Origin of the sequence: Vibrio sp. 10N.222.49.C12 (assembly GCF_041475025.1) — a bacterium.
Classification (GTDB): Bacteria; Pseudomonadota; Gammaproteobacteria; order Enterobacterales; family Vibrionaceae; genus Vibrio; species Vibrio crassostreae_C.
Genome location: NZ_JBFRVF010000071.1, coordinates 1 through 13,091, shown reverse-complemented (window position 1 = coordinate 13,091; position 13,091 = coordinate 1). Strand labels below are relative to the sequence as shown.

10 protein-coding genes and 1 pseudogene are annotated in these 13,091 nt (G+C 45.1%); all 11 read left to right on the top strand.

Going from position 1 to position 13,091, the window contains the following annotated elements:
- Window positions 1-143 precede the first annotated feature (143 nt).
- Window positions 144-1,148, top strand: a complete 1,005-nt coding sequence (locus AB4583_RS18825) for a metal-dependent hydrolase (RefSeq protein ID WP_372118760.1) — start codon at window positions 144-146, stop codon at window positions 1,146-1,148.
- A gap of 210 nt (window positions 1,149-1,358) precedes the next feature.
- A pseudogene (locus tag AB4583_RS18820) lies at window positions 1,359-2,981 on the top strand (endonuclease).
- Window positions 2,982-3,551: 570 nt separating this feature from the next.
- Entirely contained in the window at window positions 3,552-4,487 is a 936-nt protein-coding gene (locus AB4583_RS18815) for a universal stress protein (RefSeq protein ID WP_017064216.1), read from the top strand.
- Between the two features lie 567 nt (window positions 4,488-5,054).
- Window positions 5,055-7,661, top strand: a complete 2,607-nt coding sequence (gene mbhE / locus AB4583_RS18810) for a hydrogen gas-evolving membrane-bound hydrogenase subunit E (RefSeq protein ID WP_017068245.1) — start codon at window positions 5,055-5,057, stop codon at window positions 7,659-7,661.
- Window positions 7,661-8,014 (top strand): Na+/H+ antiporter subunit C, encoded by a 354-nt coding sequence (locus tag AB4583_RS18805; protein ID WP_017062418.1) that lies wholly within the window; start codon window positions 7,661-7,663, stop codon window positions 8,012-8,014. The genes mbhE and AB4583_RS18805 overlap by 1 nt, the downstream gene beginning before the upstream one ends.
- The gene (locus AB4583_RS18800; protein ID WP_017062419.1) at window positions 8,011-9,579 is read left to right on the top strand and encodes a proton-conducting transporter membrane subunit; all 1,569 of its coding nucleotides are present in this window, start codon (window positions 8,011-8,013) and stop codon (window positions 9,577-9,579) included. The genes AB4583_RS18805 and AB4583_RS18800 overlap by 4 nt, the downstream gene beginning before the upstream one ends.
- The gene (locus AB4583_RS18795; protein ID WP_017062420.1) at window positions 9,576-10,052 is read left to right on the top strand and encodes a Na+/H+ antiporter subunit E; all 477 of its coding nucleotides are present in this window, start codon (window positions 9,576-9,578) and stop codon (window positions 10,050-10,052) included. Before AB4583_RS18800 ends, AB4583_RS18795 begins: the two co-directional genes overlap by 4 nt.
- A 28-nt stretch (window positions 10,053-10,080) precedes the next feature.
- Complete coding sequence (locus AB4583_RS18790; protein WP_032545874.1) at window positions 10,081-10,341, top strand: cation:proton antiporter; 261 nt, start codon at window positions 10,081-10,083, stop codon at window positions 10,339-10,341.
- Window positions 10,341-10,637 carry a monovalent cation/H(+) antiporter subunit G gene (gene mnhG, locus AB4583_RS18785; protein WP_017062422.1) on the top strand — a complete coding sequence of 99 codons (297 nt, stop codon included), beginning with the start codon at window positions 10,341-10,343 and terminating at the stop codon, window positions 10,635-10,637. The genes AB4583_RS18790 and mnhG overlap by 1 nt, the downstream gene beginning before the upstream one ends.
- 453 nt (window positions 10,638-11,090) lie before the next feature.
- Window positions 11,091-11,234, top strand: coding sequence for a hypothetical protein (locus tag AB4583_RS18780; RefSeq protein ID WP_162497971.1), 144 nt, complete (start codon window positions 11,091-11,093; stop codon window positions 11,232-11,234).
- A gap of 234 nt (window positions 11,235-11,468) precedes the next feature.
- On the top strand, window positions 11,469-12,941 hold the full coding sequence (ltrA, locus tag AB4583_RS18775) for a group II intron reverse transcriptase/maturase (protein WP_372118754.1): 1,473 nt from the start codon (window positions 11,469-11,471) through the stop codon (window positions 12,939-12,941).
- Window positions 12,942-13,091 lie beyond the last annotated feature (150 nt).

Below are 13,091 nucleotides of genomic sequence, written 5' to 3'. Positions count from 1 at the left end.
GCCTCCTCCTACTCGATTATCGGTCTATGCTTATACAGCTATGTACATGAGTATATTGATAAAACCGTTTAGTTATGAACAGTTCACCGCTATAGCTAAATGTATTTTGTTTGATTCAACGGAATGCTATCAATGAGTGATTTATGGATCCTTTAACGCAGGGCGTGTTAGGCGCTTCTTTGTCACAATCGGCCAGCAAAAAACAACATTTGGTTGTTGCTGGGGTATTAGGGCTGCTCTCCGGGTTAGCACCAGATTTGGATGCACTGATTAAGTCTCAAAGTGACCCTTTGTTGGCTTTGGAATTTCATCGACAATTTACCCATTCACTCTTCTTTATTCCCATTGGCAGTTTGATCTGCGCTTTGGTTCTGCATCAGCTGATTGCAAAAAAACGTGGGCTTTCTTTCAAACAAAGTTGGCTGTTTTGTGCTCTGGGCTATGGTACTCATGCACTGTTAGACGCTTGTACCACCTATGGCACGCAGTTACTTTGGCCTTTCACCAACGCGCGTTTTTCTTGGAATACCATATCAATCATCGATCCTGTTTATACGCTTCCCATTCTAGTGTTGCTTGTGTTTGCGACGTTAAAACGAGCGCCTTGGCTAGCGCGTGTTGCGTTTACTTGGGCGCTAATTTATCCAACATTAGGGATGATTCAGCGAGACAGGGCAGAGGCGATTGGGTGGCAATTAGCGCAAGAAAGGCAACACACACCGATTCGATTAGAGGCAAAACCAAGCTTTGCGAATATCTTGGTTTGGAAAGTGGTGTACGAAACAGAGGCTCATTACCATGTAGACGCAGTGCGGGTTGGCACATCGGTAAGCACGTATCCCGGAGAGTCGATTGCGAAGCTGAATGTTAGCAGGGATTTACCTTGGCTTGACCCGGACTCTCAACAAGCCAAAGACATAGAACGTTTCCTCTGGTTTTCAAATGGTTATATCGCTCAGGACCCAACAGACGAGCTGCGTATTATCGATGTCCGATATTCAATTGTACCAAATCAAATGAAAGCACTATGGAGCATCAAGCTATCAAAAGCAGTTGATGCAAACGCGCATGTAAAATACGAAACTCATAGAGACAACACGCCAGAGTCGAGACAGATCTTCTTCGGTATGCTCACTGGCGATAAATGATCTAGCTCTAAACAGTAAAAAGGCTGAGTCAGATAATCTGCTCAGCCTTTTCTATTCCTTTATTTAACAGGTCGATGTCACATTGATTTACATCACATATATCAATAAAACCCATAATGCTTACATTTATAAATGTGATGTATACCTCCATTCATTTTTTGATTACTTTCCAAGCTTAGTTGGTTTTTATCCAATTAAACAGAAGGTTATATGATAAATAGAATAATAACACTAAGTGGCGTTGCATTACTTTGTTCAGCGAGTGCGAGTGCGCATGCGCAAATGCAAAATGGAAGTTTTGAATACTGGGAAGGAAACGTACCATCTGGTTGGAGTGTGATTGACTCCGGCATTGCACTTTCGCTCTCTACCGATCCTGTAAATAATGGCAGTTTCTCAGCACAAGTAACAGTGAATACAAGTACTCAAAGTAATACCGACTTTCTTCAAACGATACGTGTTGAACAAGGGAAAATTTATGATTTCTCTGTCGATGTTTACCACACGGAAGGCAACGTGAAAGCTCGCCTTTTTGTTGATGGCTATTTGGGTTACTCGAATAATGGTTTAACGAATCAGTGGCAAGCATTGACTCACTCGTACAGCGCTACGAGCACTAAAGATATCGTTGTGGGCGTACGATTTTATGATGATGCAGGTTTTGATAGTTCGGAAGTGGTGTATTTAGATAACTTTCAGCCTACGGAGACTCCACCAACACAAAGCTGCAATGACACAAGTGCCGCACTCACGCTAGTTACGGATAACTATGGTTCTGAAACTAGTTGGTCTCTCAAAAACTCAGTTTCTCAAAATCTTTATTCTGGTTCAGATTATAAAAATAACACCATCAATGAAGTGGAAATGTGTTTAGCGGATGGTAACTACACCCTAGAAGTCTCAGATTCTTATGGAGATGGAATGTGTTGCAGTGTGGGGAATGGTTCATACAGTTTGTCGGTAAATGGAACCGTTGTGGCATCTGGTGGTGATTTCCAAGCAAGTCAGAGTACAGAATTTTCGATTGGTGGTTCAACTGCACCACCAACTGAACCACCAGTGTTAGGTGAGTATTACAAAGACGCTGAAGGAAAAGTGGGCTTTGCGTTAAAAATGGCCTTATATCAAATTATTGATAATCATAGCAGTCAGGGTTACGCCGCTATTTGGAGGTTGGTGTCTGAGGCTGACCTAGACGCATACTATGACACTGATGAGTCGATTCTCGATATGTATTCGGAGAAACCTTCAAGCTCAGACTCAATCCAATTTACTAAGGTTGCGGATCAATGTGGTCAATACAGCAAAGAAGGTGATTGCTACAACCGTGAGCACTCATTCCCGAAAAGCTGGTTTGGTGGGAAAGTCGAGCCAATGAACTCTGACGGTCACCATTTAATTGCCACTGATGGCTAAGTTAACTCGAAACGTAGTAATTGGCCATTTGGTGAGGTGAGTAGCGCGACATACACATCAAGCAATGGTTCTAAGTTAGGCAGTGCAGCGAACTCTCTTGGTTATGTGGGTACGGTGTTTGAGCCAATTGATGAGTTTAAAGGTGATTTTGCAAGAGCATATTTCTACATGGCAACACGCTATGAAAATGAAATCGCTAATTGGGAAGGGAACTCTACAAGCTCTGATGCCGTTCTGGATGGAACCAATACAACTGTTTTTGAACCTTGGCTACTTACTATGCTAAAGCGTTGGCATTCTGAAGATCCAGTATGCCAAAAAAAAATCGACCGAAATAAGGCGGTACATGATTTTCAAGGGAATCGTAATCCGTTTATTGACCATCCAGAGTTTGTAAGCCAAATCTGGGGGAATTAATCGGAATATAACCACCATGACAATGGCTTGATGATTATTGAGTTGAGCCCAACCCTTTGTTTGGTTTCTTTTATTGAGAGGCATTATAGAGCATGCTTTTAAATATTTGAAAAAGCATATTGTCATGAAGGTCACGTATACTTTTCAGTGGTCTGCACCATCAATACAGGGCGCTACGTTAAGCGACTTTCCATACCTTTAGTTATCTCTGAATTGTTAATTTAGGGGAAACTGTAGCTCATTTGCCCCTCTTCAATTCAGGACATTTTTCTATCAAATTATGTGGAAAGTCGTTTGACCTACATTTTCTAATCAGTGTGGTGTCTACTGTTCTGGGTTTCTGCCGACATCCTTTCTGAATAAGTTTTTGCTTTAGCTCGCGATAAATTTTGACGTAATTTGTTACATATAGCTGTCTGAGCACGTTGATCTGTAAACTCACTCATTGCTATTTTACATGTAACCAACTGATTTCGATTGTGTGTTTATGTTGATAACTAATGGTTACAAGTTTGTTATAGCAAAGCCGTGTTGATATTGGCTACTATTTGAACAACCAAGGAGGTGTGTATGAGACGATTCGAGAACATACTTTTTGCAACACAAGGTCTGCCTGGCCACAGTGACGCTCTGGGTCAAGCGATTAGAATAGCGGCTAACAATCACGTTCCAGTTTCGGGCCTGATTGCCTGTCCTGACTTTCCTACCGATCTCGTTCAATATCAACAAAGCTATGAACAGTCTTTACATGATTCGCTTCAGCAGAGCGTAAAAAATTTGCTTGAAGACCTGGCTATTTCTGAAGAGCAGGTGCCGTTTCCCCTGAGAGTTAAAAGCAGTGAAAATCCGGCGGTTTGTATCATCCAAGAAGCGATGCTGAATCATAATGACCTGATCATTAAAGAGGCTGAACCACTCAGTGAAGGGGCGGAAGGCTTTAAAGCGATAGACATGACTTTATTGCGTAAATGTCCTTGTCCAGTATGGCTGCATCGACCAATATTTAAACCACGAGACAAACGACGTATTGCGGTTGCGGTCGATCCCTTGGCTATCAACGATGAGCAGCAGGCACTATCGTGTCGATTGTTAGAGCTCTCTCGTTCGATTGCGGATACCTGTGATAGCCGATTACACATTATCTCTTGTTGGGAACATTATTTAGAGAACTACCTCGACAATCACGTTTGGATTCAAGTTGATGAGGCTCAGCTGTCTGTCGAGGTTTCTAAAGAGAAAGCGCGTCACGAACAAGCCTTGCAGCAATTAATTGATGACTCAGGTATTGCTGGTGAGGTGGTTGTTCATCACCTGCATGGTAAACCGGACGATAAAATTCCGGAGTGTGTTGATGAGGCAGAGATTGACGTGTTGGTCATGGGAACCTTAGCCCGAACCGGTATTTCTGGTTATGTGATTGGCAATACTGCCGAGAATATTCTTCAATCAATTAATTGCTCCTTAGTGGCAATGAAACCAGAGGGATTTATATCTCCAATCAAGTAACAAATTGATCTCGAAAAGCGGAAATAGCAATACTGAAGTAAGCGTGCACACGACAGACTAATAACTTCTTAGTGGAGGGTAGTATGAAGAAACTATGTCCTATTTGCCAAACTGAAATGCTTGAGCGCTCTCACATTTATGCATGCCCGAGAAACGATATCGGAGACTGCTCCTACGACGCACTGAGTGCAGTGAATGAAGAGTCGAGTTTTTTATTTGACCAGAGCAATTCCCATAGTGACATGCATTCTTATGTCGTTCTCGACAGCAAATAATTTGAACCAGTGGGATCTATCTATATTGGAATGGATGATCGTGACTTAATTTTAGCGGTCTTATTCAAAGCCTTCGTAAACTAGATAATCCGTTCACATGCCTTGCTCGGATTATCTTCCTGATGCCCAAATCAACAATGTGGTTGAAGCATGAAGTATCAGGAGAAGGCTTTTTTCCTTCGATTCTATGAGTCCCCATACACGCGTGAACGTAACGAAATGGATGGCGATATTGAATAGTGTAATAGGAAAAAAACACACAACAGGTTCAAAAGATCATTCTTTGATTCTCATGATTTTTCCTGTTCTACCCATGGTCATTTTCTTCTTGCTCATCAGTTGGTATGAGCCGGGAGGCGTGAGTTGGCAAACGAATTGGGTTCCTAGTTTAGATGTAAACCTGAGCTTCAAGTTGGATGGGTTATCTTTCCTGTTCGCGTGTTTGATCAGTGGTATCGGTGCATTGATCCAGATTTATGCACTGGCATATCTCAAGGGGGATTCGTCTCGATTCTCTTTTCACCTCTATCTGACGCTGTTTATGTTAGCGATGTTAGGTGTTGTCACGAGCGACAATATTCTACTCCTTTTTGTTTTTTGGGAACTTACCACCATAACGTCGTATCTTTTGATTGGCTTTAATCACGAGAAAGATAAATCCCGCAAGAACGCATTTCAATCTCTCATTGTCACTGGCGCTGGTGGCTTAGCGTTATTAGCAGGTTTGATACTGTTGGGTGAAATGGCTGGCAGCTATGAGATAAGTACCATCGTCGCGCAAAGTACGCTGATTGCACAACATGAATGGTTCCTGCCTTCGCTGGTTCTGGTTTTGCTCGGTGCGTTCACCAAATCGGCGCAGTTTCCATTCCACTTTTGGTTACCTAATGCAATGGCAGCGCCAACGCCAGTGAGCGCTTATCTTCACTCGGCCACTATGGTGAAGGCTGGGGTGTATTTGCTTGCCCGTGTTTCACCTATCTATTCACACAACGATATTTGGTTTTACACGCTCGGCATTTTTGGTGGCTTTACCGCTATATGGTGTGCGTTATTAGCGCTCAAGCAAACTGATTTGAAGTTGATGCTGGCATACAGCACGAATGTTGCCTTAGGTAAATTGGTATTGTTGATTGGTATGGGTACTGAGCTTGCGATGATGGCCGCGCTGCTGTTTGTCTTGGCTCACTCGTTCTACAAAGCCGCGCTGTTCATGGTGGTGGGTAATATCGATAAGGCAACGGGAACGCGTGACATTCGAATGTTGTATGGTTTGAAAACAGCGTTAATACTCAGCCTCGTAGCCGCAATCATCGCTGCTCTGTCGAAATCGGGCGTGCCACCATTACTCGGGTTCTTGAGCAAAGAGTACATGTACAAATCCGGTCTGGAGGTGAGCGTCATCCTTACCGTTATCTTCCTTGTGGTTAACGTCATTATGGTGGCGTTGGCGTTGGCGCTGATCGTGAAACCTTTCTTCGCGACTTATGAAGGTAATCCAACGCCAGCCAAGAAAGTGGAATCCAGTAAAGGGTTATGGCTGCCAGCAATGTTGCTTGCCATTGCCAGTGTGCTTGCGCCGGTGCTTGGTTTAGATTGGATCAACAACAATGTGGTTATTCCGGGGGTTTCGTCGAGCTTGCCTGACTCAGCACCACAAGCAGCCAAGCTTTGGCAAGGCGTGAATTTGCCGTTGGTGCTGAGTGTATTGACTTTGTTACTCGGCTTTGTTTTATATCGAGTCTACCCAAGGCTGTTGGTGGGCGGACAACGTGAAGGGGCCGTGGTGCCAACAGCCGAATCCGTTTTCGACAAAATTATGGCAGGCATGATGCGGTTAGCTAAATGGCAAACGCAGTTATTACAGCAAAAGCGCTTAAGTTATTACGTGTTGCTGTTCTATATTGTTCTCGCTGGATTACTGTTAAGCAGTCCGTTAGTGATCCCACGAGCTCGATTTGCTGCATTAACGGACATTAATTTCTACGAGGTAAGCATTGCACTGCTACTTATCGCTGCTGCCTTAGTCTGTACCTTTACCAAGTCTCGTTTGTTGGCGGTATCTGCGCTTGGTGTTGTGGGCTTTATGACCACTTTAGTCTTTATGATTTACAGCGCGCCAGATGTCGCGAAAACTTTATTGCTGGTTGAAACCTTGATGGTTGTATTTGTGGTGCTGTTGATACGTCACATTCCGGGCTTAATGACGGTGCCGCAACATCCTATTCGCCGAAAGTTGCTGCACGCGGCGATAGCTGGTGTGATTGGTATCTCGGTAACGGCGTTGTTGATCAATATCACCGCCCAACCTTTAGATGCCACTCTGGCTGATTTCTTCGCAGAAAACAGTGTTCCCGGCGGACATGGACGCAACATCGTCAACGTGATTTTGGTTGATTTTCGAGCCTTCGATACGTTGGGTGAGGTAATCGTGGTCGTGATGGCTGGTATCGCTGCCGTGAGTTTGTTGAAAACGCACTATCACAAACGTAATCGTATCCATTCCCTTATTTTTGCCACTACTGCACACATCGTTGCAGCGCTGATGTTGGTGTTTTCACTTTACTTATTGTTGCGTGGACATAACGAGCCGGGTGGTGGTTTCATCGGTGCGCTGATTGCTGTAATTGGTTTTGCGTTACTGATGTTTGCAGAGTCGCCAAAGTACGTTCGGGATCGTTTGTATTTCGCGCCATTTAGCATTGCTCTATTTGGTATTTTCTTAAGCTTCGTGGCTGGCCTGATGAGCTTTGCTTTCAATTTGCCGTTCTTAACCGGTTTGTGGTGGAAAGATATTCTACCGCTCGGCACACCGCTGATATTCGACGTCGGTATTTACCTCGCCATCATTGGTGGCGTGATGGGGATGTTGTTACGTGTGAATGAGGAGTTGGATTGATGGAAATACTATGGAGTCTCGTGGTCGGTGTGTTTGTCGCGGCTGGTGTCTATCTTATGCTTGAGCGACACATCTTGCGTCTATTATTCGGTTTGATCTTATTGAGTAGTGCCGTGAACATCGCGATTTTCACTGCCGGACGTTTAACGCCCGGACTACCGCCTTTGATTGATGCGAATTCACAATTACCACCGGAAGGTGCGGCAAACCCGCTTCCTCAAGCTTTAATTCTGACTGCCATTGTGATTGGTTTTGGCTTGTTGGTGTTCGCGTTGATGCTGTTTTACCGTGCATATTCAGAAGCGGGCTCGGCCGATGTTGATGCGATGCGACGTTCTGAGGAGGATGAATGACGACGATTTGGTTGACGTTACCCGCAGTGATTTCGCTTCTTACCGCTGTCGCCATCTTCTGCGCGAAGCGTAACAACGCGCTGGCGGATGCGATAAGTGGCACAAGCGCATTGGCGACTTTGGTGATTGCAGCATTGTTGACGCACGATGTCATCAACGGCGGTCCGCAAGCAGTGGCGTTTGGTCAGTGGGCGGCACCATTTGGCATTGTTTTTGTGGCGGATTATCTTGCCGTCGCCATGGTGATGGTGACGGCCATTATTGGTGTAGTGAGCGTGTTCTACGCCATGGGCGATCTGCAAGAAAAGGCATCTTACGGCACATTTCATGCACTGATGCATATCTTGTTGGCCGGCGTGTATGGTGCGTTTCTTACCGGAGATATTTTCAACCTCTATGTGTGGTTCGAGGTGATGTTGATAGCATCGTTTGGTTTGATGATCTTAGATGGATCAAAGCAACAAGTGGATGGAGCAGTGAAGTACGTGATGCTCAATCTAATATCGACCTTGGTCTTCTTGCTCGCGATTGGCTTACTCTACGGTGCAACAGGGACTTTGAACCTCGCGGATTTACACGCCAAAGCCGCACTGATTCCGTCTGACACCAAAACTTTGCTCGCGGCACTGTTCCTATTCGCGTTTGCGATAAAAGCGGCGTTGTTTCCCGTTTTTGCTTGGCTACCTGCTTCTTACCATACATTGCCAAGCGCCGTTGTCGCACTGTTTGCTGCGTTGCTGACCAAGGTTGGAGTGTATGCGCTGATTCGTGTGTTCACTTTGATTTTTCCGCTATCAGAAAGTGGTTGGCAGCCAACTCTGATGTGGGTGGCGGGGCTTACGATGTTAACTGGTGTATTGGGGGCCGCGAGCCAATACGACATTAAAAAAATTCTCTCTTTCCATATCATCAGCCAGATCGGTTATATGATCATGGGATTGGCGATCTACACGCCGCTCGCCATTGCGGGTGCGATTTTCTACATCGTGCACCACATCATTGTGAAAGCAAATTTGTTCCTGATTGGCGGCTTTATCGAGCGTAACTATGGCTCGGGCAAACTTGGGCAATTAGGCGGAGTCTACAAAGCCATGCCTTGGCTAGCTTTCTTGTTTCTCATTCCTGCATTCTCTTTAGCGGGGTTTCCACCTCTGTCGGGTTTCTGGGGCAAGTTCCTTGTCATCAAATCTAGTTTGCAAACCGAGTTGTATTGGCTTGCAGGGGCCGCGCTCTTAGTGGGTCTGTTAACGGTGTTCTCGATGACCAAGATCTGGAACGAGGTGTTTTGGAAAAAGCCTCAGCAAACACTCAAAACTCAGCCAATGAACAAGTACACAAAAGGATTGTATTGTGTGCCAATAGCCACGTTGACCACGTTAAGTCTGATTATTGGTTTGGCAGCCGAGCCGTTTTACCAATTTTCAGTGCAGGCAGCAGAACAGTTGATTGAGCCCCAAGCCTACGTAAAAGCGGCTCTTGGAGAGAGTGCATTGGCTGACAGTGCAATAGGTGACAGCGAAATAGCTGAACACGTAGCATTGAATTCATCGGGAGGGAGCCAATGATTTATCTATTTTTGAACTTGTTTCTTGCCTTAGCGTGGATGTTGCTAAACGGCAACTATACAGGCACGAACTTCATTCTTGGTTTTGTGGTTGGCTTTTTGGCGTTGCGACTCAGTCAACCGTTTGGTTTGAAAAACAGTTACTTCCGACGCTTCCGTGCTTTTGTTGGCCTGTTTCTTTTCTTCTGTTACGAGATGGTGATCTCGGTAGCCAGAGTCGTCTGGGATGTGGTCACGCCAACCCATTTGAGTGATCCAGATATCGTGTATGTCCCGTTAGATGTTGAGTCAGATTTAGAGATCTCTTTACTCGCAAACATGGTTTCTCTTACTCCGGGAAGCTTGAGTTTAGATGTTACACCAGATAAGAAGCACATGGTTGTGCACGCGATGTTTGCACCCGATCACGAAAAGGTTATTCGAGAAATCAAAGACGGTTTAGAAAAACGGATTTTGGAGGTGACGCGTGACTGATGGATTAGAAATCGGTAGCTGGTTACAGATGAGCATCACGTTCGCTTATATCGGACTACTGCTCAGTATCTTGATGGCATTCATTCGCTTGGTGCTCGGTCCAACCTTTGCCGATAGAGTGGTCGCGCTTGATCTGATTTCATTCGTGACGGTGGGCTTTATTGCTGTTTATACCCTAGATAGCGGGCAGCAACCCTTGTTGGATATTGCTATTACACTCGGTCTAGTGGCCTTCCTAGGAACCATCGCGTTTGCCAGGCTTATCTTTAAAAGAAAAGGAGAGGTGTAATGGACACTATCGTTGGGATTTTACTTTGTCTTGGAACCTTATTTACGCTCATCGCAAGTCTTGGGATCTTACGAATGCCCGATCTCTACACACGAATGCACGCCGCGACTAAAGCGGGTACGGTGGGCTTAGCATCATTGTTATTAGCGGTGGCGGTGGCCATGCCAGAAATCACGGTGATTTCACGAGTGATTGGCACAATGTTGTTTATCTTCATTACCGCTCCGGTAGCAGCACACTTGCTGGGGAAAGCGACCCGAGAAAGTGGTTATCAAATCTGGAGAAACGACAAATAGCGTGGTCTTTCACTTTATGTAAATGTTGTTTCATTTGGTAGCCATGAAACTACGCAATCATAACGTGAGCAGATCAGGATGTTATTTTTGCTTTTCGGTGGATAAACCTAATTTCGACCGCCCCTGCAAGAGCATTTAAGATTCTCCACTCCTTTCTCAGCTGAGTTGTCGCTCCGCCACTGCAGTGGAGGCTCGCAATATCTAGGGTAATTCTTGAATGCTAATTTAGCAAAGTCACTGACACAGAATTGTTCGTGCGACCTGAGGTCGTATGAAGCGTTGTTCACCGCTTAACGAGTGAACCATCTGTATCACCAGATGAACCTACGAGCCTGAATAAAGCAGCGGCTCGGACAATGTAACGAAACTTGGCCGTTGGGCTGAGTGGGAAAAGAATCGTGAGAGGACGTTCCTCCTGAAAACCACAATTCGGGTAAGTGCTAGGTAGTCAGTATGATGAACGTATGTGAATCCATTCAAGGTGCGTTATATGATGAAGCAGCGGAAGTGGTTAATACGCTGTGGCCAAAAGGCAATGAGAGTTGGAAAGAGGTTGGACAGTACTTTTTCGTGGTCGCCGTACTCTCCGCACTATAGTGGGCATCTAAGCTGACATTTTACGTAACATACGGAACAGGGTAAGCCTGTATCACTCCCTTTGGGAAAGCCTTTGTGGCCGATAGTGATGCAGGTATAGGAGGTCGGAAAAAGCGAAAGCTGCATTGTAATGATGCAGATACAGACTTATGTCTGATCACGAAAGTGAGCCCACTTCCGACTGGTCTCCCATTGCGAGAGAATTTGAAGAACTTTATTCAAGGAGAAAAGCAAATGGTGATCTCGAAAGAGATTAGTGCATCTTCTGACGGCGCTCAATGGCAGTCCATCGACTGGAAATCCGTTGAAGCACACGTATTGAAGCTTCAAATGCGTATCGCAAAAGCAACGAGAGAAAAGAAATACGGTAAGGTGAAGTCCTTACAGTGGCTCTTGACTCATTCTCGCTCAGCCAAGCTTCTTGCGGTTAAGCGAGTCTCTCAGAATAAAGGCAGTAAAACGTCTGGAATAGACGGTGTCACCTGGAACACAGATGTACGCCGTATGAAAGCAGTCAATCAACTGAGCCGCAAGGCTTACTCTGCAAAACCACTCAAACGTATCTACATCCCCAAAAAGAACGGTAAGCTCAGGCCATTGGGTATTCCATGCATGATTGATAGAGCGCAACAAGCCCTCCACCTTCTAGCATTAGAACCAGTGTCCGAAACGCTTGCCGACCTCAATAGCTATGGGTTTAGGCCAAATCGCAGTACGGCTGACGCCGTCAGTCAGTGTTTCAAATGTTTGGCTCTAAAGCGATCAGCGAAATGGGTTCTTGAGGGAGATATTAAGGCTTGCTTCGACAAAATCGGGCATCAATGGCTTATGGACAATATCACGGTAGATAAACGTATGTTAGAGCAATGGTTACAGTCTGGCTATGTGGATAAGGGTCTGTTCTATGATACCGATGAGGGTACACCTCAAGGTGGAATAATATCTCCAACCTTGATGCTAATGACTCTCGCGGGAATAGAGCAACAAATAAAATCTACAGCTCTGAAAATGGGTGCTAGGGCCAACTTTATTGGTTATGCGGATGATTTCGTGGTCACCTGCTCTTCAAAGGAAGTGCTAGTGAACGATATCAAACCGTTGATTGCTGACTTTCTGGCAGAAAGAGGGTTAACCCTCTCCGAAGAGAAAACGAAGGTCACTCATATTGATGATGGCTTTGACTTTCTGGGTTTCAATCACAGGAAGTACAAAGGGAAATTGCTCATTAAACCGAGCAAATCTAACACGCTGTTATTCCTTAGAAATCTACGTAAACTTATTAAAAAGCACGCAACCATCCCTGTTAACGATCTTATCAAGTTGATAAATCCGAAACTTAGAGGGTGGGCGAATTACTATCGCCACTGTGTTGCTAAACAAGTATTCGGGTATGTCGGCCACAAACTATTCCAAGCGTTATGGCACTGGGCAGTTAGACGTCATCCAACCAAGTCCAAAGACTGGGTTGTTCATAAGTATTTTCTCAATCGTAAAGGCCAGTGGCAATTTCACGGTTGGCAGAAAATCATGGACATGGACTGTCACTTCAATCTGTTCCAAATAGCTAAAGTGCCCATCGAGCGACACGTAAAAATCAGGAATGCAGCGACCCCTTTTGACCCTCAATACCAAGAATATTTGGTGAAGAGAAAATCTAAAAGGCTAGCTCGTAACTCTTGGAAAGAGCCTGTCCCGACTGCGTTATAAGTTGCTGGGTATCAATGATGCCTTAGTGGAGGCTTGAGCCGTATGCAGTGAAAGTTGCACGTACGGTTCTTAGAGGGGCGGCACTTGGTAACAAGTGTCGTCTACTCGACAGAAGTGCGCTGACGGGGCATGTGATTACCGAGGGAGGTT

What these genes read in the sequence shown, in the direction of transcription:
- AB4583_RS18825 (WP_372118760.1), top strand. Translation starts at nt 144, where the DNA reads ATGGATCCTTTAACGCAGGGCGTGTTAGGCGCTTCTTTGTCACAATCG.
- AB4583_RS18790 (WP_032545874.1), top strand. Translation starts at nt 10,081, where the DNA reads ATGAGCATCACGTTCGCTTATATCGGACTACTGCTCAGTATCTTGATG.
- AB4583_RS18780 (WP_162497971.1), top strand. Translation starts at nt 11,091, where the DNA reads ATGATGAACGTATGTGAATCCATTCAAGGTGCGTTATATGATGAAGCA.
- AB4583_RS18815 (WP_017064216.1), top strand. Translation starts at nt 3,552, where the DNA reads ATGAGACGATTCGAGAACATACTTTTTGCAACACAAGGTCTGCCTGGC.
- mbhE (WP_017068245.1), top strand. Translation starts at nt 5,055, where the DNA reads ATGATTTTTCCTGTTCTACCCATGGTCATTTTCTTCTTGCTCATCAGT.
- ltrA (WP_372118754.1), top strand. Translation starts at nt 11,469, where the DNA reads ATGGTGATCTCGAAAGAGATTAGTGCATCTTCTGACGGCGCTCAATGG.
- AB4583_RS18800 (WP_017062419.1), top strand. Translation starts at nt 8,011, where the DNA reads ATGACGACGATTTGGTTGACGTTACCCGCAGTGATTTCGCTTCTTACC.
- AB4583_RS18795 (WP_017062420.1), top strand. Translation starts at nt 9,576, where the DNA reads ATGATTTATCTATTTTTGAACTTGTTTCTTGCCTTAGCGTGGATGTTG.
- mnhG (WP_017062422.1), top strand. Translation starts at nt 10,341, where the DNA reads ATGGACACTATCGTTGGGATTTTACTTTGTCTTGGAACCTTATTTACG.
- AB4583_RS18805 (WP_017062418.1), top strand. Translation starts at nt 7,661, where the DNA reads ATGGAAATACTATGGAGTCTCGTGGTCGGTGTGTTTGTCGCGGCTGGT.